This is a genomic window from Comamonas composti DSM 21721 (genome assembly GCF_000429845.1).
Taxonomy (GTDB): Bacteria; Pseudomonadota; Gammaproteobacteria; order Burkholderiales; family Burkholderiaceae_C; genus Comamonas; species Comamonas composti.
Genome location: NZ_AUCQ01000001.1, coordinates 161,595 through 182,156 on the forward strand (window position 1 = coordinate 161,595; position 20,562 = coordinate 182,156).

The following is a 20,562-nucleotide window of genomic DNA, read 5'->3' on the forward strand; positions in this document are numbered from 1 at the left end:
GAGCCTACTGCTGTTCGGACATGGTGCTACCAGACATCACGATGCGCATTCTTGTAGTGCGCTATTAATGGCTGTGACCGGACGGGAGACCGGGAGCCAGCGGACTCAATGCAGGCCTTTGAAGTCGTCGACATCGCCCGGATATGACAACGCTGTCATTCATGAGTGCTTGCGTGTGCAGACCTGCGCTGCAAGCTCTTGCCCTGGCGCGAAGACGCTGCAAGAAGGCCTTTCCAACGTATTCCAAACAAGGAGATGACTATGAAGTGGCAAGTACTCAAGTGGCTTCCCGTGGCAGCGCTGGCTGGTGCCGCAGGCCTGGGCCATGCGCAAAACTCGGTCACAGTCTACGGGCGTGTGGTCTCGGGTGTGGCCTATCAGTCGAATATCTACGACCTTACGACACAGACTTCCGGCAATGCCTGGAGGACTGCTGGCAATGAATGGGGAACCAGCTTCTGGGGGTTCAAGGGAAACGAAGACCTGGGCGGCGGTCTTTCGGCCCTGTTTCAGCTTGAAGGTGGCTTTGCGCTGCCTGATGGTGCAAGCAGCGGGCTGAGCTTTGGCCGCCGGGCCACCGTGGGGTTCAAAGGAGGATTCGGAACCATCAAGCTGGGCCGCGAGATCCCGGTCTCCGATGCGATATGGGCTCTCGATCCATCGGGCCAGCAGACGATGGGCTCGGCGACGCTGGTCAATGGCCGCAACTGGCAGGGCCACAGCAATATGATTTATTACGAAACCCCTAGCTTCGGCGGCTTTAGCGGGTTTGCATTGACCAGCCTGGGCGAGCAGGCGGGCTCTTTCAGCGCCTTGCGCAAGGATGCAGTGGTGCTGGCCTATACCTCACCCTCCATGGAATTTCGGGTGATCTACGACTCGGTGCGCGATGCCAATGGAGGCTATAGCACGCTCTACACCGCATCCAAGCATCTGGCACTTGGCGGCTCCGCGCAGCTCGGGCCGGCCAAGCTGTTTGCAGCCTATGAGACGCTTTCTGCCTCAGAAGCCCAGAGCGGCCCGACAAAGGCCACGCAATACTGGCTGGGTGCACGCTACCAGCCCACAAGTCCGCTGACCCTGGTTGCGGCCGCATACCGCACGACGCTGAACAACGATGGCGGATCGGCCAATCTGTTCCTGCTGGGCTCCGAGTACAGCCTGTCCAAGCGCACCGTGCTTTATGCAAGCGTGGGCCGGGTGATGAACAGTGGCAACGCGGCCTTCGGCATTGTTGCCGAAGGCAAGGGACCGCTTGCGGGCGGAGCGCAAAACGGCTTCTACGCAGGCGTGGCGCATTCGTTCTAAAAAGACACAGCTCTCTCTTTCAGAACGGCGGTAGTGCAGCGGGGCGGTCTTGGCAGGCCGCCCCGCTGTCAATCAGAGCCTGCATCATGCAAGGCTCTGCACTCACCTTTTTCACCTCCAGTACTGGCACTTGCTCTCGGCCTTGGTGGTCCAGACCTGGTCGGCAGGCAGCTTCTTGATGATCTTGTAGTAGTCCCACGTGCCCTTGGACTCGGCAGGCGACTTGACCTGCATGAGATACATGTCATGGGCGTAGCGGCCATCGTCGCGTATGTAGCCGCTGCCGAAGAAATCGTCCATCTTGGTGCTCTTCCAGGCTGCCATGACCTTGTCGGCATCCAGGGTACCGGCCTTTTCCACGGCCTTCAGATAGTTCATGGTGGCCGAGTAGTCGGCGGCCTGGATTTCGCTGGGGCGGCGCTGGGTCTTGGCCATGAAGGCATCGGCAAACTGGCGCGAGGCATCGTTCATGTCCCAATACCAGGGTGCGGTGAACTGCATGCCCTCGGTGTTCTTGAGGCCCAGGCTGTGGATGTCCGAGAAGAACACCAGCAGGCCTGCGAGCTTCATTTTCTTGGTCACGCCGAACTCGCGCGCGGCCTTGATGGAGTTGATCGTGTCCCCGCCCGCATTCGCAAGGCCCAGAATCTGCGCCTTGCTGCTCTGGGCCTGCAGCATGAAGCTGGAGAAGTCGCTCGCGTTCAGCGGCGTCCTGACCGCGCCCAGCACCTTGCCGCCCTTGGATTCGACAATCTTCGTGGTGTCGGCCTCCAGTGCATGGCCGAACGCATAGTCGGCCGTCAGAAAGAACCAGCTCTTGCCGCCATGCTCGACCACGGCTGCGCCCGTGCCCTTGGCCAGGGCCACGGTGTCGAACGCATAGTGCACGGTATAGGGGCTGCACTGCTCGTTGGTCAGCGCCGAGCTGCCCGCGCCGTTGTCGATGAAGACGCGCTTTTTCTCCTGTGCCACCTTGGCCATGGCCAGGGCCGTGGCCGAATTGGTGCCACCAAACACCAGGCTGATGCCCTGGGTATCTATCCATTCACGGGCCTTGCTGGCCGCGATGTCGGCCTTGTTCTGATGGTCGGCCGTGAGCAGTTCTATGGGTTTGCCCAGCACCTTGCCACCAAAGTCGTCGATGGCCATCTGTATGGCCACGGCACCGTTCTTGCCCTCCACATCGGCATAGAGGCTGGACATGTCGGTGATAAAGCCTATGCGCATCTTGTCCTGGGCCTGGGCTGCGCTTGCGAGTCCTGCTGCGCACAGTGCGCAGGCCATGGCCGTGATCGATGTCTTGAAGCTTTGCTGCATGAAATCTCCTTTGCTGCCGGGGTCTGTGGCTGAAGCGTTTCATGCTATGCGTGCCATGCTGCATCGCACATAGGGCTAGCACGGGCAAATGTCGCCGCAATAACAGGCCAGGGGACAGCTTGTGGCCGGATCTTCTGGATCGTCGCAGCGGCCCTCCTCCAGGCCGCATTTGGCGCACATGTGTGGCACCTGTGCGCCGCATGACAGGCCAATGACATCAGGCCTGGGGAGCGCAGGAAAAATAGTGATGTTTTGTAATCATCTTCCGACCGGACAGAGGACCGAGATCAGAAATTCAAACAAAAACAGCTGCAAGCGCCCTGCAGACGGGCGCTTAGAACGTGTTTACGATCTCCTCGGTGCCGCGCCAGTGTCTTTGCGGGATGGGATGCAAGGCGCGACACCGCAGCAATAGCCGTGCTATTGCGAGGATTCGCAACGCTGCAGACCGCCCGCAAAGCCACTGGCCCCAAGGGTTGGAGCGAAATCGGGCGATTTCTTCGCGCTGGCCCTTGCTTGCACCCCGGTGCAAGCTGCGGCCCATCGACTCGAACTCATCCCGATTGCGCTCCAACGCGGCAGCGTAGAGATCGCAAACACGTTCTTACAGCTATCAAAAGAATAGAAAACGTTCAACCCCGGGCCGGGCGCTGGGCGTTCTTGGGGCGAAAGGCCTTGCAGACCTGATCGTGGGTTTCCAGGTAGGGGCCGCCTATGAGGTCTATGCAATAGGGCACGGCCGCGAAGATGCCGTTGACTCTTTGCGTGCCGTCGGCGTTCTTCAGGCCTTCCAGCGTTTCGGCAATCGCCTTGGGCTGACCGGGCAGGTTGATGATGAGGCTGCTGGCGCGGATCACGGCCACCTGGCGCGAGAGTATGGCCGTGGGCACAAAGGCCAGGCTGATCTGGCGCATCTGCTCCCCAAAGCCGGGCATTTCCCTGTGGGCCACGGCCAGCGTCGCCTCGGGCGTCACATCGCGCCGGGCCGGGCCCGTGCCGCCCGTGGTCAGCACCAGGGCGCAGCCGGCATCCACCAGCTCGATCAAGGTCTGGCTGATGGCCGCCTGCTCGTCGGCAATCAGCCGGGCCTCGAACTCCAGAGGGTTCTTGAGAGCGCTGCCCAGCCACGCCTTGAGTGCGGGCAGGCCCCGGTCCTCATAGACGCCACTGCTGGCACGGTCGCTGATGGAGACGATGCCGATTTTGACGGCGTCCAGTGCCTCGGCCTCAGTCATGGCTCTCATCCTCTGCCTCGCCGCCATCCTGGCCGCCCTGCCCCGTGCTGCCCAGCTGCTCGCGCACCAGCTGGAACAGCTCGCGGTAGGCACGACTCTTGCGCTGGGCCTGACCCGTGGACTCCTGCACCCTGGCCTCATGACCCTGGGGCAGATCCTTGCGGGCCTGGCGTATCAGGGCGCGCAATTGCTGTATGTCGGTATCCGGGAAATGCTCCAGCCAGATGGACAGGGCCGACTCCTCGGCGATCAGCCGGTCGCGCCACTGCTCGGCCGCGTGCAAGGCCATCTTCTCGGCCGCAGACCCGTTGCGCTGCTCGTCCAGCGCCTGGTTGATGGCTTCGATCTGGGTCTCGTCGAGCTTGCGCATGAGCTTGCCCACATACTGCATCTGGCGGCGCTTGCCTTCGAAGTTGGTGATGCGCCTGGCTTCTGCAAGGGCTTCCACGAGTTGCTCGGAAAGGTCCAGGCGCTTGAACAGGTCGGCGCGCAGGCTCATGAGCTCCTTGCCCAGCTCCTGCAGCGCGTCCATCTCGCGCTTGAGGTCGGTTTTGCTCGATTCGCTCGTGCCTTTGAGTTCGGCCTTGAGCTCCAGGTCCAGATCGCTGCCTTCGGCAACAAACTGGCCTTTCACAAAATAGCCTTTTTTGGGTTTGCGTGACATGGTTTTCGGGGCAATCAGAAGGGGCGGCGCACATGCCCTGAGCCGGAGGTCTTTTGAAAGGCAAATCGCCCGGGAGCACAGCCAGGCAAGGCGGCAACTGCAGCCATGGCCCAGGCCATGGTGCGGACATTCGGGTGATTTGTTCGGCGAACTTCGTTCTCAGGGCGCTGCAGGCACCGCAGTGGCGGCTATCATATCCGCCGCTATGAAAAAACCCCGATCCAGCATGGCAAGTCATGCCCATCAGCAGGCCGATTCCGGCTTTAGTTACAGCCAACCGTTTTTCGAGGGCCTGGTGGACCAGGCCCTGGCCCACGCGAAAAAACTGGGCGCAAGCGATGCCGGAGCCGAAGTCTCCGAAGGCTGTGGCCTGAGCGTGAGCGTGCGCAAGGGCGCGCTGGAGACCGTGGAGCGCAACCGCGACAAGTCCCTGGGCGTGACGGTCTATCTGGGCCATCGTCGAGGCAATGCCAGCACCTCCGACTTCTCCGAAGCCGCCATCGAGCAGACCGTGCAGGCCGCCTACGACATTGCACGCTTCACGGCCGAGGACCCCATGGCCGGTCTGCCCGACGCGGCCGATATCGCGCTGCCGGATTCGCACCGCGACCTGCAGCTGTTCCACCCCTGGTCCATCAACAGCGAAGAGGCCGCACAGCTGGCGCTGGAATGCGAGGAGGCGGCGCTCAAGACGCACAAGCGCATCACCAACAGCGAGGGCGCAGGCGTCTCGGCCCAGCAAAGCCATTTCTTCAGCGCCCATACCAACGGCTTTCGCGGCGGCTATGCAAGCTCGCGCCACAGCCTCTCGGTCGCGCCCATCGCCTCCATGCCCGGCAAGAACGCTGAGATGCAGCGCGACTACTGGTATAGCTCGCAGCGCAATGCCATCGAGCTGGCCTCGCCGGCCGAGGTCGGCCGCTACGCAGCCCAGCGTGCCCTGAGCCGCCTGGGCAGCCGCAAGATCCCGACCACCGAATGCCCGGTGCTGTTCGAGTCCCCCCTGGCTGCAGGCCTGCTGGGCGGTTTTGTGCAGGCCGTCAGCGGCGGTGCGCTGTATCGCAAGAGCACGTTCTTGCTCGACAGCCTGGGCAAAAGCGTTTTCCCCAAGCACATCGACATCGACGAGGACCCGTTCGTGCTCGGCGGCAAGGGCAGCTCGCCGTTCGACGAGGAAGGCGTGCGCGTGCAGGCGCGCAAGGTCGTGGACGCCGGCCGTGTGGAGGGCTACTTCCTGTCCAGCTACTCGGCGCGCAAGCTGGGCATGAAGACCACGGGCAATGCGGGCGGATCGCACAACCTCACGCTGCGCTCGCGCCGCACCAGGCCTGGCGACGACCTGGATGCCATGCTCAGGAAACTGGGCACGGGCCTGTTCGTGATCGAGCTCATGGGCCAGGGCGTGAACTATGTGACCGGCGATTATTCGCGCGGCGCCAGCGGCTTCTGGGTGGAGAACGGCGAGATCGCCTTCCCCGTGCACGAGATCACGATTGCAGGCAACCTCAAGACCATGCTCAAAGGCATAGAGGCCGTGGGCGCCGATGCCTACAACTACGGTGCCAAGACCGTGGGCTCCATCCTCATCAACCGCATGAAGGTCGCAGGAAGCTGAGCCTGCCTGTCACCCCGCGCCAGCCCGAGTGCCGGGCAGCGCTCATTGCGCGGCCTGGCCTGCCCGCTCGCATTGCTGCAGCCACTGCGTGAAGGCGGCCAGCCGCTCGAGGAAGATGCGGCCCTCGACATCAGGCGTGCGCGCCTCGCACAGAAAAAATTCCATCTGCGCCGCCATCTCTGGATGACGGCGGGCCAGGCTCGCGACATAGTCTTCCAGACTGCCAGGCCAGTGGCTTTCACCCTCGGTGCGCAGCACATTCGTGGCGCGTATCAGCTTGCGTGCCGCCTCTTTCTGCAGGCGCAGCCGCTGTTCGGGCATGCCGGCCCGGGCAATGCGCCGGCCATAGTCAGCAAGGGTTTGCGCATAGTCGCCATTGAGGGCCCGGGCAATCGCGGGCGACGGGGCGAATACCGCAAAGCCTGCAGCCAGATCCTCGCCATAAAGGCAACGGCATTCGTGCTTGAGCCAGTAGCCCCAGCTGTCGCGCTGGGCCGGCGCCAGCACCTGGGCCAGCTCGCCCAGGTCGAAGTCGATCTTGCTGACCACGGGGTGACGCTCCTGCAGCTGCAGCCGCAACTGCTCAAGAACCTGCTGCTCCTCGGGCTCCAGCGGGCCTGTGAGCACCAGGCTCAGATCCAGGTCGGAGCAACCAGCCTGAGCCGTGGCGCGGGCCACGCTGCCGTACAGATAAAGGCTGTGCAGTCGTGCGCCCAGCGTGCTGACCAGGCTGGCTCGCACATCGTGCACCAGGGGCAGGAACTCGGGCTGCAGCGGCGTGGCTGCCAAAGTGGGGAGCGCCATGGCGGCGCTGGAGTTGTTGTACATGACTGGGGTGGGCGGCGAAGCAGCCATGGCGGGCTTTATACACGCCCCCGGCAAAGGAATCTGCGATCGAGCCAATACCCGTCTTGCCGGGTACGCTGGTCATGCATCATCACGGCCTCTCAACCTCTTGCCAGACCCGCGAGAAGCCGCAGCTCGCCCCTTCAGAGCGTGCTCACGCTCTCAGCAGTCGTCCTCGAACGCATGGCCCGGCGTCAAAGGCTTGTAGCGGTAGCTGGCCGGCGTGCGGCTGAGCTTCACAGGAGCTCCCAGGCCCCGATAGTCGTCGTCCATTTCGACCACCATTTCACGATGCAGGGTATGCGGATGCTCGAGGGCGGCCTCCACATCGAGCACGGGAGCTGCGGGCACGCCCAGCGCCATGAGCTGCTCGGCCAGGACCGGGCCATCATGGGCCTGCAGGACCTCTTCGAGCAAGGGCTTGAGCTCATGTCTGTGACTCGATCGCTGGCCTGCGGTCGCAAAGCGCACATCAACGGCCAGGGCCTGGCAGTCCAGATGAGCGCACAGCAGGCCAAACTGCCGGTCGTTGCCCACCGCCAGAAACACCGGCGAGCCCCCCGTGGCAAAACTGTCGTAAGGATAGATGTTGGGATGGGCATTGCCCGTGCGCTGCGGGGTCTTGCCGCTCATGAACCAGTTGGCCGCATGCGGATGCAGCAGGGAAATGCCGCTGTCGTAGAGCGAGGCATCGACCAGCTGGCCCAGGCCGCTGCGCTGACGCTCCTGCAGCGCCAGCAGCACGCCGATGACGGCGTTGAGCCCCGTGACCATGTCCACCACAGGCAGACCTACACGCAGGGCCGGGCCATCGGCCTGGCCGTTGACGCTCATGAGCCCCGTCATGGCCTGCACGGCCGCGTCATAGCCGGGCCAGGCGCCCAGCGGGCCGTCGGCGCCAAAGCCGCTGACCCGGCACCAGACCAGGGACGGAAAGCGCTCGCGCATCTGCTCCCAGCCTATGCCCCAGCGCTCCATGGTGCCTATCTTGAAGTTCTCCAGGACCACATCGGCCTGGGCCATGAGGGCCAGCACCGCCTGCTGACCCGGGTCACTCGCGAGATCCAGGAACTGGGTGCGCTTGTTGCGGTTGAGTCCCCGGTAATACGAGGCCACGCCGTCCTGGAACGGCGGGCCCCAGCTGCGTGTGTCGTCGCCCTGGGGCGGCTCTACCTTGAGCACATCGGCCCCGTGGTCACCCAGGATCTGGCCGCACAGCGGCCCGCCCAGAATGCGCGACAAATCCAGCACCTTGATGCCTGCGAGAGCACCTGTACGTGCTGCAGCGGGAGCTTGCATTGACCTCTCCTCCAAATACATGCGGGCGGCTACTGCGCCCGGATAGCGGCATGCACCCATGCCACGACATCAGGCCAGGGGCTTGCGCCCCACGCTCTGGATGAGTTGCGACAGGCGCCGGTACTGTTCCTGAAAGCGCGCATCCGACTCGGCCTGGGTTTGGGCCGGAGGACGGATGTTCTTGCCTTCGCTCTCCAGCTTGGCGCGCACCTCGGGCTTCATCAAGGCCTCGGCAACCGCGGAGCGCAGCACCGCAACCCGCGCCTCGGGCGTGCCTTTTCTGACGAAGTAGCCCGCGCCGATCGCGTATTCGAAATCCGGGCTGTAGCGGCTTTGCGAGATCAACGGGATGTGCGCCAGCTCTTTGGGCAAGGCCTTGGAGAAGCTGGTCAGGATCTTCAGCCGCCCCTGTTTGGCCATGCCGTCAAAACTGGCCTGGTAAGGCAGGATGGCGAAGTCCACCTGCCCCCCTGCCACATCCTGCAAGGCCGGTGCCGCGCCCTTGTAGGGCACATGCAAGAACGAGAGCTGCAGCTGTGCGGCCAGCGCATCGCCCATGAGGTTGTACATGGAGTCCACCCCCACCGTCCCATAGGTCAGCGGCTTGTCCTTGTGCTGGCGGGCGTAGGTGATGAACTCGTCATAGCTGCTCACCGGCAGCTCGTTCTTGGCCAGCAGGACGATGGCGGCATCCGTGGTGGGGGCAGCCAAGGTGAAATCGCCCGGCTTGTAGCGCGCAGCAGGATTGAGCATGGGCGCCAGAAAGATCTCGTTGGCCGAGCCGTGGAAAAACATGTATCCGTCGGCCGGGGCACTCAACACCCTGCCGGCTCCGATCAGCCCGGTACCGCCGCCGACGTTTTCCACAATCACCTGCTGCTTGATGGAGCGGCTGATGGACTCCCCAAAGATCCGGGCCGCGACATCGCTGGCCCCGCCTGCGGGATAGGGCACCATCAAGGTCAGCGGCTTGGTGGGATATTGCTCGACGGCCCAGCTCATGCGGGCTGGCACGCTGGCAGCGGCAGCCAGTGCGGCTGCGCCTCGAATCAGGTGACGGCGCTGGATATTGGCTTTCATGGGTTTGTCTCCTCTTTTGTCAGGGGTGGATATGCGATGAATGCTGTCTCTCAGACCAGATAGCTGCTGGCCAGGTGGACCCAGAACGCGGCGCCGATGTGCAGAGCCTTGTCATTGAAGTCGTAAAGCGGGTTGTGGACCATGCAGCCACCGTCCTCCCCCACGCCATTGCCAAGGCGGATGTAGGCGCCCGGCCGATGCTGCAGCATGTAGGCGAAATCTTCGCTGCCCATGGTCGGCGGGCGTTCGCCCACCATGTCAGCCCCCAGAAGGCGGATGGCGGCCTGGCGTGCGTATTCGGTTTGTTCCGGGCGGTTCACCAGCACAGGGTATTTGTGCAGATATTCGATCTCGCACTCCAGCTGATAGCTGCTGGCCTGGGCCTGCACGAACGCTTGAAGCCGCTGCTCGACCTTGCGCCGCACATCGGGGTCCAGCGCCCTGACCCCGATCTTCAGTACCGCGCTTTCGGGGACGATGTTGTAGACCTCGCCGGCCTGAATAGAGCCTACGGTGATCACCACCGCCTGCTGTGCGTCGATCTCGCGCGTGATGATGGATTGCAACCCCAGAACGATGCTGGCAGCACACTGCATGCTGTCAATGCCATGGTGCGGCATGGCGCCGTGTGCGCTGCGCCCGCGCAGGGTGACAGTCACGCGGTCGAACGAGGCCATGGCCGGCCCCGAGCTGATGGCCATCTGGCCCACGGGCAGACCGGGCGCATTGTGCAGGGCATAGATTTCGTCGCAGGGAAACTGCTCGAACAGCCCTTCCTCCACCATGCGCAACGCCCCACCCTCGTTTTCTTCGGCCGGCTGAAAAATCAGATGCAACCGGCCATTGAAATCCTGGGATTGCGCCAGATACCGGGCCGCGCACAGCAGCATGGCCGTGTGCCCGTCATGGCCGCAGGCATGCATTTTCCCGGGCAGCCGGCTGGCATAGTCCAGCCCGGTACGCTCGAGAATCGGCAAGGCATCCATATCGGCACGAATGCCTATCGATTTGGTGCCCTCCCCTTTCTGCAGCACGCCGACCACGCCGGTCCCACCCAGCCCCCGGTGCACCTGGTACCCCCAGTTGCGCAGGCATTCGGCGACCAGATCGCTGGTGCGTTGCTCCTCGAACGCCAGCTCCGGGTGCGCGTGGATGGCGCGCCGGATGGCGATGAATTCATCGGCAGTGGAATGCAGCTGCCCCAGCAGCTCATGAGGTTCGGATGCCACAGTTTTTTCCATGATTGAAGTGTTTCAAAAGCCCGGATGATGCTGCACCACGGCGGGCCTGGGCGAAGGGCCGGCTTCCGTGCCGGCAGCCTCGCCCGGTGGTGGCCGCTCTCGCCTGTGCCGCATCCGGGCTGCATTGGATTTCCCTGGACTAGTCCAGGCGCGCGCCCGAGACCTGCACCACGCGCTGCCACTTCGTGACCTCGGCAGGAATGAAGCGCGCCAGACCTTCGGCCGTCAGATCGGGCGAGGCTTCCAGCCCCTGGGAGGCAAACAGCGTGCGCACCTTGTCGCTTTCCAGCGCCTGGCGAAAGCCCTTGTTCAGCACCGCAATGCGCTCGGCCGGCGTGCCCGCCGGGGCCACCACGCCAAAGAACACGCTCACGTCATAGCCGGGCAGGCCTTGCTCGGCAATCGTGGGTGCCTGCGGCAGAGCCTGGGAGCGCTTTTCGGTGGCCACACCGATGAGCTTGACCTTGCCGGTCTTGATATAGGGCAGGGCCGTGAGGATGTCGGTGAAGGTCATGTCCACCTGGCCGCCCAGCAGGTCGTTGAGCGCCGGCCCCGTGCCCTTGTAGGGCACATGCTGCAGCGTGGTGCCGGCTTTTTCATTGAACAGCACACCGGCCAGGTGCGAGGAAGCGCCATTGCCCGACGAGGCGTAATTCAGCTTGCGCGGCTGGGCCTTGTCCAGCGCAATCAGCTCCTGCACGGTATTGGCCTGGATGCGGGGATGCACCACCAGCACATTGGGCAGATAGCCCACGCGGATGACGGGCGCAAAGCTGGTGGCTGGGTCATAGCTGATCTTGCTGTAAAGGCTTTTGTTGATGGCCAGCGGGCCCGAGGTGCCGAACATGATGGTGTAGCCATCGGGCTTGCTGCGGGCCACGGCATCGGCACCGATGTTGCCGCCAGCCCCGGCACGGTTTTCCACGATCACGCTCTGACCCAGGCTTTCGGTCAGGGCCACGGCCAGGGTGCGGGCCATGGCATCGGTGGGGCCACCTGGTGGAAAGGGCACGACAAAGGTCACGGGACGATCGGGAAAGTGCTCGGACCAGGCGGCCGTGGAAGAAAGCATGGCACCTGCCAGCAGCGCGCAATGCAGCGCAAAAGTGCGTTTTTGCATGAGTTGTCTCCTTTGTTGTGGTCGCCGCCGCCGTCTCTTGTGGACGGTCGCCAGCAGGGGCGGAGCCGCGCTTGCCATGCAGACAGGCGCTCTCCGGAATGCTTCTGGCTCCTAGCTCGTCCAGTCGGCAGGCAGCTCGCCATCGCCCAGGGGATCGCGCGGCAGCACACGGTGCAGCAGCACCAGCTGCGCCCAGCGCATGCGCTCGGGGCTGGCGGTCTTGGTCGCCTCCCAGGCCATGGCAATGGCCGTGAAGCAGTTGTAGAGCCCTGAAGCAGCTGCGCGCGCGAGCTTGTCGCCGCCCTCCTGGGCTGCGCGCAAGCCCAGGGCGGCGGCCTTGTCCATGCAGGCCGAGAGCGCGGCCTTGAAGTCGGCACTGGCCTCGGTCTCGGCCAGCAGTTGCGCCGCATGCGCCTGCAGCACGGGCAGCGAGCCCTCGCGCTTGATCGCGCGGATCACGTCCAGGGCCACGATGTTGCTCGTGCCTTCCCAGATCGAGCCCAGGTGGGCGTCGCGCACCAGGCGCGGATCGCTCCACTCTTCGATGTAGCCGCAGCCGCCGCGCACCTCCATGGCGTCGCCCGTGACCTTGCGCGCATCGCGGCAGGCACGGAACTTGATCATGGGCGTGAGGATGCGCAGCAGCGCGTAGGCATTCTCCTCACGCGCGTCCGAGCGCTGCAGGGCCGTGGCCGTCTGCAGCACCATGGTGCGCGCCTGCTCGGCGTAGATGCGCAGCTTGTCGAGCTGGCGCTGCATCAGCGGCATGTCCTGCAAGGCCTTGCCGAAGGCGCGGCGCTCGCGGGCCACGAACTCGGCCTCGGAGACCGCCCGGCGCATGAGCCCGGCCGCACGCACGCCGTTGGACAGGCGCGAGTTGTTGACCATGTCCGCAATCTGCACAAAGCCCCGGCCGCGCTCGCCCACCAGGTAGGCCACGGCGCCATGCAGGTTGATCTCGCCGCTGGCCATGGAGCGCGTGCCCAGCTTTTCCTTGAGGCGCACGATGCGGTAGTGGTTGTGCGTGCCGTCATCCAGCCAGCGCGGCAGCAGGAACAGCGAGATGCCCTTCATGCCTGCGGGATCGCCCTCGACGCGCGCCAGCACCATGGCAAAGTCCGCATCGGGGTTGGAGCAAAACCATTTCTCGCCGCTGATGCGCCAGTTGCCGTCCTCGTCCTGGCGGGCCAGGGTTTCGGTGCCCGCAATGTCCGAGCCCGCGCCCTGCTCGGTCATGAACATCGCGCCCTGGGCCTGGTCCTCGAACTTCAGTGCCGTGAGCCGGCTCCAGTACTTCTCCACGAGCCTGGGCTCGCCGAACTTGCGCAGCGTGCGCGCCAGCGAGTCCGTCATGGACAGCGGGCAGCACAGGCCAAACTCGGACTGCACGAACAGATAGGTCAGCGCGTACTTGACCAGGGGCGGCAGCTTGCCCTCCCAGCCCAGCACGCCGCCACGGTGGGACATGATGGCCAGGCCGAACTCGCCATAGGCCACGCGCTCCAGCTCGACATAGGCCGGGTGCTTGATGATGCGCTGGCGGTCCTGGCCCGAGCGGCTGCGGTGCTCGAGCACGGGCGGGTTCTTGTCGGCCGTAAGCGCCCATTCGTCAAGCTTGCCTGCGGCCAGCTCGCCCATGCGCTGCAGATAGGGCTGCAGGTGGGCGTTGACATCGGCAGGCAGGTACAGCGCCAGCAGTCTCTCCAGCTCGGCGTCCGTGGTGTAGAAGTTGCCGTCCCTGCGGTCGGGCACGGGGGCGTGTAGCGCAGCCGTCATGGCCTGCAGCGCCTGCTGATCCGATTTCATGCTTGTCTCCTGAAAATCCGCCTTGCATTGCGCCAAGGCAACTCATCGATTCATGAGCCCATTCTTGGGAGCAGAATCATTCGCGTCAAATATTGATAACCTATTGATCAATATTTAAAACGGATAGACAAGCCATGGAGCTCAGACAACTCCGATATTTCCTGGTGCTGGCCGAGGAGCTGCACTTCAGCCGCGCCGCGCAGCGACTGGCCATCTCCCAGCCGCCGCTGAGCGTGGCCATACGCCAGCTCGAAGACGAGCTCGGCGCCCAGTTGTTCGAGCGCAGCAGCAAGGAAGTGCGGCTCACGGCCGCAGGCGCGCATCTGCGCGAACAGGCGCAGTCCATCATGGACCAGACCCAGCGCGTGAAGCAGGACATGCGCGCCATGGGCCAGGGCCTGCGCGGGCGCATACGCCTGGGCTTTGTGGGCTCCAGCGTCTACCGGGGCCTGCCCGAGGCGCTGAAAAGCTTTGCTGTCGAGCATCCACTGGTGCGCATCGACATGCTGGAGCTCAACAGCGCCGAGCAGGCCCTGGCGCTGCAGCAGGGCCGGCTCGACCTGGGCCTGCTGCATGCCACGCGCGCGCCTGCGGGGCTGCAGGCGCATACCCTGGTGATCGAGCCTTTTCTGGCCTGCCTGCCCGCAGAGCATGCGCTGGCCGGACAGGACAGGCTGCAGGTCGCGCAGCTCGCGCATGAGCGCCTGGTGCTGTTCTCGCGCGAGGTCTCGCCCGACTACCACGAGCAGATCTGGCAGATCTGCCACAGCGCAGGCTTTGCGCCCGATCTGCGCCACGAGGTCAGGCACTGGCTGTCCGTGCTGTCCCTGGTCTCGCTGGGCCAGGGCGTATCCCTGGTGCCCGCCTGCCTGCAGCGCGTGAACTTCCCCGGCCTGGTCTTCATCCCGATTGCCGGCGACCATCCTCTGTCGCAAATGCAGGCCATGTGGCTGCCGGGCCCGGCCCAGCCGCTGCTGGAGTCGCTGCTGACCCACATACGCGCCAGCATCAGCCAGCTGCAAAGAAAAAGCCGTCCTGGCAAGACGACTTGAATCATTGTTTTGATAGCTGGTAGCGCTTTCCAGTTGTCACTTTCAGATAGTTTCAGTACTGAAAGTCATGACTGACAAGCGCTAGCCGCTATCAAAACCGCTAGCTCCGTGTGCGCTCAGGACGCGGTCAGCAGTTGCCGCAGCACATAGGGCAGGATGCCGCCCGCGCGGTAGTAATCGACCTCGATGGCCGTATCGATGCGCAGCTTGAGCGTCAGCTCCTGCTGGCTGCCATCGGCGCGGTGGATCACGAGCCGGGCATCGCTCTGGGGCGCGAGATCGGCCGCCGGAATGATGTCTATGCGCTCATTGCCCGTGAGCCCCAGCGACTCCCAGCTGTCGCCGCCCTTGAACTGCAGCGGCAGCACGCCCATGCCCACAAGGTTGGAGCGGTGGATGCGCTCGAAGCTCTTGGCCACCACGGCCTTGATGCCCAGCAGCTGCGTGCCCTTGGCGGCCCAGTCACGACTGGAGCCCGTGCCGTACTCCTCGCCGGCAAAGATCACCGTGGACAGGCCCTGGGCCTGGTATTTCATGGCCGCGTCATAGATGTACATCTTCTCGGTCTGGCCGTCCTCGCCCTGGAACAGCGTGAGGCCTCCCTCCTCGCGCGAGCCGCCGGCCAGGGCCGGGAGCATGAGGTTCTTGATGCGCACGTTGGCAAAGGTGCCGCGCATCATGACCTCGTGGTTGCCGCGGCGCGAGCCATAGCTGTTGAAGTCGGCCTTTTGCACGCCGTGGGCCAGCAGCCACTGGCCTGCGGGCGAGCTTTCCTTGATGGAGCCGGCCGGCGAGATATGGTCGGTGGTGATGGAGTCGCCAAACAGCGCCATGATGCGCGCGCCCTGCACGCCCACGGCCTCGCCCTTGTCGGCAGCGGGCTCCAGCGCGAAGTTCTCGAAGAACGGCGGCTCGGCGATGTAGGTGCTCTCGGGCCAGGTATAGGTGGCACCGGAGACGCCCTGGATCTTTTCCCAGAGCTTGCCGGGCTCGGTCTTGACCTTGGCGTAGTTGGCGCGGAAAGCCTTGCCGTTCATGGCGTACTTCATCAGCGCCTGGATTTCCTCGGTCGTGGGCCAGATGTCGCCCAGATAGACGTTCTTGCCGTTCTTGCCCTGGCCCACGGGCTCGGTCATGAGGTCGCGGCGCATGGTGCCCGCAATCGCATAGGCCACGACCAGCGGCGGGCTGGCCAGGAAGTTGGCCTTGAGGTTGGGGTGAATGCGCGCCTCGAAGTTGCGGTTGCCCGAGAGCACGGCCGCGCACACCAGGTTGTTGCTGGTGATGGTCTGGTTGAGCTCGGGCGTGAGATCGCCGGCATTGCCGATGCAGGTGGTGCAGCCGTAGCCGGCCAGCGCAAAGCCCAGCTTCTCCAAGTAAGGCAGCAGGCCGGTTTCCGTGAGGTACTCGGTGACCACGCGCGAGCCCGGTGCCAGCGAGGTCTTGATATGGGGCTGGACCTTGAGCCCGGCCTTGACCGCCTTCTTGGCCAGCAGGCCTGCGGCCAGCAGCACGCTGGGGTTGGAGGTGTTGGTGCAGCTGGTGATGGCCGCGATCAGCACATCGCCATCGCTGATCTTGAGCGCAGGCCCGGCATCGAGCGTGCATTGCGCAGGCTGACCCGCATCCTGGGCCGACTCCAGCGTGGGACGGTTGCCCACCATCTCGACCACGGAGCGCTGCGAGCCCGGCTGCGGCGCCACCGCATCCTGCGCAGGCGTGCCCTGGCCGCAGCTGACATCGAAGCTCTGCGCGAGCCGCTCGGCGGGCTGGTTGAAGCCGTTGTCGGCCATGGGCGCGGAGAACAGCTGATCGAAGGTCCTGGCCACATCGCCGATCTCCATGCGGTCCTGGGGACGCTTGGGGCCGGCCAGGCTCGGGGCGACCTTGCCCAGATCGAGCTTGACCACCTGCGAGTAGTCGATCTCGCCGGCCTCGGGCACGCCGAACAGGCCCTGGGCGCGAAAGTAGGCCTCGAAGGCCTCGATCTCGGCCTTGCTGCGGCCCGTGCCCTTGAAGTAGTCGATGGTTTTTTCGTCCACGGGGAAAAAGCCCATGGTGGCGCCGTACTCGGGCGCCATATTGCCTATGGTTGCGCGGTCCGGCAGGGACAGGCTGCGCGTGCCCTGGCCGAAGAACTCCACGAACTTGCCCACGACTTTCTCGCGCCGCAGGATCTCGGTCACGGTGAGCACCAGGTCGGTGGCGGTCACGCCCTCGCGCAGCTCGCCCGTGAGCTCGAAGCCCACGACGTCGGGCGTCAGAAAGTACACGGGCTGGCCCAGCATCGCAGCCTCGGCCTCGATGCCGCCCACGCCCCAGCCGACCACGCCGATGCCGTTGATCATGGTCGTGTGGCTGTCGGTGCCGACCAGGGTGTCGGGGTAGTAGATGTCCTTCTTGGCCTTGTGCACGCCGCGCGCCAGGTATTCGAGATTGACCTGGTGGACGATGCCGAAGCCCGGGGGCACGACGCCGAAGGTGTCAAAGGCCTGCATGCCCCATTTCATGAACTGGTAGCGCTCCTTGTTGCGCGAGAACTCCAGCTTCATGTTCAGATCCAGCGCCTTCTTGCTGCCGAAGTAGTCGACCATGATGGAGTGGTCCACGACCAGATCGACGGGCACCAGGGGCTCGATGGACTTGGGCTTCTTGCCCAGCTTGGCGGCCGTGCTGCGCATCGCGGCCAGGTCGGCCAGCAGGGGCACGCCCGTGAAGTCCTGCAGCACCACGCGCGAGACCACGAACGGGATCTCCTCGCTGCGCACCGCCTTGGGCGCCCAGTTGGCGAGCTGCTTCACATGCTCTTCGGTGACCTTGTTGCCGTCGCAGTTGCGCAGCACGGACTCCAGCACGATGCGCAGCGACACGGGCAGGCGCTTGATCTGGGGGTGAAGCTTGGCCAGGGCTGGCAGCGAATAAAACTTGCCTTTCTTTCCGCTGGCAGTTTCAAATGATTTGAGTGTGTTGGCGAAGACATGAGGCATCGTGGGGCTCCTGAGTGAAACGCGGAAAACAAAACTCTTCTCTTCTGACATTTTGCCCACAACCTCGCACATGGCCATGACTGGCACAGAAATAAGCCTCACCTGCCGGCATCTGCGACCGCCCTGACCGGGGAGGGCCCGGACTTTTGCGCCGCCGCATGCCGATCATTCCCGAGCGCTCCGCTGCACCAATCCAGTTGCAAAGCCCTGCAGGCGCGCGGCGAGAAGAATCAAAGCCATGAAAAAAGCCCGCTGGCACATGCCTGGCGGGCCTTTTGCGGATGATGGGTCAGCAGCTTTGTCAAAGCCGGATCAAGCGATCGGCCTGCATGCAGCTGCCTGATCTGGACATGGGCTTACTTGGCCGCGTCCTTGAGCGCCTGCTTCACATCACCCACCTTCTTCTGGGCCGTGCCTTCAACCTGCTTGGCAATGCCCTTGGCCTGCTGCTCGGGGCTGTTGATGAGCTCGCCCGTTTTTTGCTGCACCTTGCCGGCAGCATCCTTGAGCGCTCCTGTGACTTGATCCTTGTTCATAACTTCATCCTTTCGTTGTAAGTCTCAAACGAGTACGGCCCTGGTTGACCTGTGTTCAGGTTAGCCCTCGCGGCACGGCCTCCCATGCCAGTCGCGAGGGCATTTGCCCGTGGTCACAGCAGAAATTCCGTGTCAGACCAGAACCCACGGCAAGGGCTGCCCCCCTTGCAGCAGTGGCTTTGCCGTCAGCAGCTGGCGGCGCTATTGCCGGTCTCGGGCTGCGGACCGGCATGGCGAAGTGGCGCACTCAGCCTCACCAGCGCTGGTGCGAGAAACGGATGGCGAAAGCGATACCCGCTCCGCAGGGCCGCAGCCGGCACCACGTTCTGGCCGCTGAGCAGCAGCTCGGACATCTCGCCCAGAGCCAGCTTCAAGGGCCAGGCCGGCAGGCTCAGCCACTGCGGGCGCTGCACGGCAGTGGCCAGTGCACGCGCAAACTGCTGCTGCGTGACGGCCTGAGGCGCCACGGCATTCAGCGGGCCGTGCAGCGCGGACTCGGTCAGCGCATGGCAGATCAGGCCCACGGCATCGTCCAGATGAATCCAGGGCATGGGCTGGCGCCCGCCTGCGAGCACGGCGCTCAGCCCCATGCGCGCCGCAAACGCCAATGCCGGAAACGCTCCATCGCCATGGCCCAGAACAATGCCGGGGCGCAGGCAGACCACGCGCAGACCCAGCGCCTGATTGCGCTGCGCTGCGGCCTCGATCTGCGCGCACAGCTCGGACTGAAAGCGCCCGGGCTCGGCGGGCGCCGCCTCGTCCAGCGGCAGATGGTGCGCGGGCAGGCCGTAATACCCCACGGCAGAGGCGCAGACCAGGACCTCGGGCCTGTGCTGCAAGCGCTGAATCAGCGCCTGCACCTGGTCGGCCACCTGCAGGCGACTTTGCAGCAACACCAGGCGCCGGCCCCGGGTCCAGGGAGCGCCCAGGATGGCCGCACCCGCCAGATTCACCACGGCATCGATGCGCGTCTCGCAGGGGATGTCGTCCAGCCGCTCCATCACCCAGACATGCTGACCCAGTGCGGCACGCGCCTGCAGCGGGTCGCGGCTGAGCACCAGCACGCGGCGGCCTTCATGCAGCAGACGCTGCACCAGGGCCTGGCCCACAAAGCCGGTGCCGCCGGTCACCAGCACCGTGGACTGCCCCAGACCTTGCCGCAGCGCGCCATGCGCGGCTGGAGCCGCCTGCAGCTCCTCCAGCATGGCGCCGAGCTTGTGCACGGCCAGCGCATTGCGCAGGCTCCACAGCAGCACCCCCGCAGAAGCCAGGCTGAACAGCACCGTCCACCAGCCATGGGTGACGACCACCACCCCGGGCGCGTCCTGAGCCGCCTGCCAGAACAGCGGCCCCACCAGACCCACGAGCAGGCCATAGCTCACGGCCAGCACGGTGTGCAGGGCGCGCTCCAGCGGCGGCAGCTTGCGGCTGCGGTCCTCCTCCAGGAAATCGGCAATCGTGATGAACAGCTCGGTGACGAGCAGGCCCGCAGGCAGCACGACCCACCAGCCGCTCCACTGCAGCCAGGCAAAGCTTGCGAACAACAGGCCATAAATGGCTTCGCGCGCCGCATGCAGGCGCAGCTCGTACCGGGCCGAGGTGCGCTGCGGCAGACGGGCCTCGCGCTCGTGGTGCCAGAAATTGTCGAATGCGCCCAGCAGCGATTGCACCGTGAGCAGGATGAAGATCATGGTCATGTCAGAACTCCAGAGGGTCGGTGAAGACACCGGTTTGATGAAAGGTATGGCCCCATAGCGGGTGCTGCATGTCGAGCGTGAAGCGAAAGCGCTCCGGACCTTCGTCGCGGTGCTCGACGCGGCAGACGCCGGGAGTCAGCCAGGCCGGCACCGGCATGCGCCAGCGACCCAGCAGAAAAAAATAGCGGCAGCTGTAGAACACCAGGGCGCCGTCCTCCACGCAGACCCGCAGATCCATGGACAGCCCGCCCTCCGTGCACTCCTCGAGGCTGCCACCAGGCCCCAGGCGCTTGGTGGAGCGCACACGCTGGCTGCCTCTGCTGCCCGGCGTGCCAAGCTGCCTGGCCCAGACCACGCCGCCCCGGCCATCGCCGTACACCTGGACCCAGGCGGGCACGCTGCCTGCACGGCGCCCGGCCAGCGGGCTGCCCAGCAGCCGGGCCAGGATGGCGAACACCTGTCCGAGCGGCGATGCCCGCAGCTGCATATGCCCTGCATAGCAAGCCGTTTGGCGATGGCTGCCGAACCTGCGCTGTATGGCGGGCGACAACTGCTGCCAGGCAGCAGGGCCGAGCAGCGTGCTGATCTCCAGTTCAGCACGGGCATGGCAGGAGGCGGTGGCGTGATGCAAGCGGTTCATGCACCAGTTGACGCAGCTTCCATGCCAGCCAGCAGATCTTTGATTTCATTGATGAATTTCCATGACCTGTCAACAACGGATACAGACCTTCGGCAGGCCCTGCTCACGGCGTTTACAGT

At 64.5% G+C, this 20,562-nt stretch carries 16 protein-coding genes; 3 read left to right on the forward strand and 13 right to left on the reverse strand.

Going from position 1 to position 20,562, the window contains the following annotated elements; all coding sequences use genetic code 11:
- The first annotated feature begins 261 nt into the window (after positions 1–261).
- Positions 262–1,308, forward strand: a complete 1,047-nt coding sequence (locus tag G486_RS0100695; RefSeq protein ID WP_027013795.1) for a porin — start codon at positions 262–264, stop codon at positions 1,306–1,308.
- A 111-nt stretch (positions 1,309–1,419) separates the two neighbouring features.
- Here the strand turns inward: G486_RS0100695 and G486_RS0100700 are convergent, their stop codons facing one another.
- From G486_RS0100700 to yjgA, 3 genes are all read right to left on the reverse strand, one after another.
- Positions 1,420–2,625 (reverse strand): ABC transporter substrate-binding protein, encoded by a 1,206-nt coding sequence (locus tag G486_RS0100700; RefSeq protein WP_027013796.1) that lies wholly within the window; start codon positions 2,623–2,625, stop codon positions 1,420–1,422.
- 632 nt (positions 2,626–3,257) lie between these two features.
- Complete coding sequence (mog, locus tag G486_RS0100705) at positions 3,258–3,860, reverse strand: molybdopterin adenylyltransferase (RefSeq protein ID WP_027013797.1); 603 nt, start codon at positions 3,858–3,860, stop codon at positions 3,258–3,260.
- Positions 3,853–4,524: a ribosome biogenesis factor YjgA gene (gene yjgA, locus G486_RS0100710; RefSeq protein WP_027013798.1), complete on the reverse strand. Its 672-nt coding sequence runs from the start codon at positions 4,522–4,524 to the stop codon at positions 3,853–3,855. The genes mog and yjgA overlap by 8 nt, the downstream gene beginning before the upstream one ends.
- Before the next feature lie 205 nt (positions 4,525–4,729).
- Between yjgA and pmbA the strand changes: the two genes are divergently transcribed.
- On the forward strand, positions 4,730–6,139 hold the full coding sequence (gene pmbA, locus G486_RS0100715; RefSeq protein WP_027013799.1) for a metalloprotease PmbA: 1,410 nt from the start codon (positions 4,730–4,732) through the stop codon (positions 6,137–6,139).
- A gap of 42 nt (positions 6,140–6,181) precedes the next feature.
- Here pmbA and G486_RS0100720 read toward each other — a convergent pair whose 3' ends face one another.
- From G486_RS0100720 to G486_RS0100745, 6 genes are all read right to left on the reverse strand, one after another.
- Positions 6,182–6,967 (reverse strand): nucleotidyltransferase domain-containing protein, encoded by a 786-nt coding sequence (locus G486_RS0100720; protein ID WP_245587213.1) that lies wholly within the window; start codon positions 6,965–6,967, stop codon positions 6,182–6,184.
- 180 nt (positions 6,968–7,147) lie between these two features.
- Entirely contained in the window at positions 7,148–8,284 is a 1,137-nt protein-coding gene (locus G486_RS0100725) for a CaiB/BaiF CoA transferase family protein (RefSeq protein WP_027013801.1), read from the reverse strand.
- Between the two features lie 69 nt (positions 8,285–8,353).
- A complete protein-coding gene (locus tag G486_RS0100730) occupies positions 8,354–9,286 on the reverse strand; it encodes a tripartite tricarboxylate transporter substrate binding protein (protein ID WP_245587217.1) in 933 nt (310 codons plus the stop codon).
- A 128-nt stretch (positions 9,287–9,414) separates the two neighbouring features.
- Positions 9,415–10,593, reverse strand: coding sequence for a M20 aminoacylase family protein (locus G486_RS0100735; protein ID WP_027013803.1), 1,179 nt, complete (start codon positions 10,591–10,593; stop codon positions 9,415–9,417).
- Positions 10,594–10,744: 151 nt separating this feature from the next.
- Positions 10,745–11,725, reverse strand: coding sequence for a Bug family tripartite tricarboxylate transporter substrate binding protein (locus tag G486_RS0100740; RefSeq protein WP_027013804.1), 981 nt, complete (start codon positions 11,723–11,725; stop codon positions 10,745–10,747).
- 111 nt (positions 11,726–11,836) lie between these two features.
- The gene (locus G486_RS0100745; RefSeq protein ID WP_027013805.1) at positions 11,837–13,531 is read right to left on the reverse strand and encodes an acyl-CoA dehydrogenase family protein; all 1,695 of its coding nucleotides are present in this window, start codon (positions 13,529–13,531) and stop codon (positions 11,837–11,839) included.
- A gap of 134 nt (positions 13,532–13,665) precedes the next feature.
- Between G486_RS0100745 and G486_RS0100750 the strand changes: the two genes are divergently transcribed.
- The gene (locus G486_RS0100750; protein ID WP_027013806.1) at positions 13,666–14,583 is read left to right on the forward strand and encodes a LysR family transcriptional regulator; all 918 of its coding nucleotides are present in this window, start codon (positions 13,666–13,668) and stop codon (positions 14,581–14,583) included.
- 116 nt (positions 14,584–14,699) lie between these two features.
- Here the strand turns inward: G486_RS0100750 and G486_RS0100755 are convergent, their stop codons facing one another.
- From G486_RS0100755 to G486_RS0100770, 4 genes are all read right to left on the reverse strand, one after another.
- Complete coding sequence (locus tag G486_RS0100755) at positions 14,700–17,570, reverse strand: aconitate hydratase (protein WP_027013807.1); 2,871 nt, start codon at positions 17,568–17,570, stop codon at positions 14,700–14,702.
- A 356-nt stretch (positions 17,571–17,926) separates the two neighbouring features.
- Positions 17,927–18,106: a CsbD family protein gene (locus tag G486_RS0100760; RefSeq protein WP_027013808.1), complete on the reverse strand. Its 180-nt coding sequence runs from the start codon at positions 18,104–18,106 to the stop codon at positions 17,927–17,929.
- A 185-nt stretch (positions 18,107–18,291) separates the two neighbouring features.
- The gene (locus G486_RS21240; protein WP_051302971.1) at positions 18,292–19,803 is read right to left on the reverse strand and encodes a TIGR01777 family oxidoreductase; all 1,512 of its coding nucleotides are present in this window, start codon (positions 19,801–19,803) and stop codon (positions 18,292–18,294) included.
- A 1-nt stretch (position 19,804) separates the two neighbouring features.
- Positions 19,805–20,443 carry a DUF4166 domain-containing protein gene (locus G486_RS0100770; protein ID WP_027013809.1) on the reverse strand — a complete coding sequence of 213 codons (639 nt, stop codon included), beginning with the start codon at positions 20,441–20,443 and terminating at the stop codon, positions 19,805–19,807.
- Positions 20,444–20,562 lie beyond the last annotated feature (119 nt).

Bases quoted from the DNA above. Each gene is read 5' to 3' on its own strand.
- mog (WP_027013797.1), bottom strand. From the start codon at position 3,860: ATGACTGAGGCCGAGGCACTGGACGCCGTCAAAATCGGCATCGTCTCC.
- G486_RS0100745 (WP_027013805.1), bottom strand. From the start codon at position 13,531: ATGAAATCGGATCAGCAGGCGCTGCAGGCCATGACGGCTGCGCTACAC.
- G486_RS0100750 (WP_027013806.1), top strand. From the start codon at position 13,666: ATGGAGCTCAGACAACTCCGATATTTCCTGGTGCTGGCCGAGGAGCTG.
- G486_RS0100720 (WP_245587213.1), bottom strand. From the start codon at position 6,967: ATGTACAACAACTCCAGCGCCGCCATGGCGCTCCCCACTTTGGCAGCC.
- G486_RS0100740 (WP_027013804.1), bottom strand. From the start codon at position 11,725: ATGCAAAAACGCACTTTTGCGCTGCATTGCGCGCTGCTGGCAGGTGCC.
- G486_RS21240 (WP_051302971.1), bottom strand. From the start codon at position 19,803: ATGACCATGATCTTCATCCTGCTCACGGTGCAATCGCTGCTGGGCGCA.
- G486_RS0100725 (WP_027013801.1), bottom strand. From the start codon at position 8,284: ATGCAAGCTCCCGCTGCAGCACGTACAGGTGCTCTCGCAGGCATCAAG.
- G486_RS0100770 (WP_027013809.1), bottom strand. From the start codon at position 20,443: ATGAACCGCTTGCATCACGCCACCGCCTCCTGCCATGCCCGTGCTGAA.
- G486_RS0100695 (WP_027013795.1), top strand. From the start codon at position 262: ATGAAGTGGCAAGTACTCAAGTGGCTTCCCGTGGCAGCGCTGGCTGGT.
- yjgA (WP_027013798.1), bottom strand. From the start codon at position 4,524: ATGTCACGCAAACCCAAAAAAGGCTATTTTGTGAAAGGCCAGTTTGTT.
- G486_RS0100730 (WP_245587217.1), bottom strand. From the start codon at position 9,286: ATGAGCTGGGCCGTCGAGCAATATCCCACCAAGCCGCTGACCTTGATG.
- pmbA (WP_027013799.1), top strand. From the start codon at position 4,730: ATGAAAAAACCCCGATCCAGCATGGCAAGTCATGCCCATCAGCAGGCC.
- G486_RS0100755 (WP_027013807.1), bottom strand. From the start codon at position 17,570: ATGCCTCATGTCTTCGCCAACACACTCAAATCATTTGAAACTGCCAGC.
- G486_RS0100700 (WP_027013796.1), bottom strand. From the start codon at position 2,625: ATGCAGCAAAGCTTCAAGACATCGATCACGGCCATGGCCTGCGCACTG.
- G486_RS0100760 (WP_027013808.1), bottom strand. From the start codon at position 18,106: ATGAACAAGGATCAAGTCACAGGAGCGCTCAAGGATGCTGCCGGCAAG.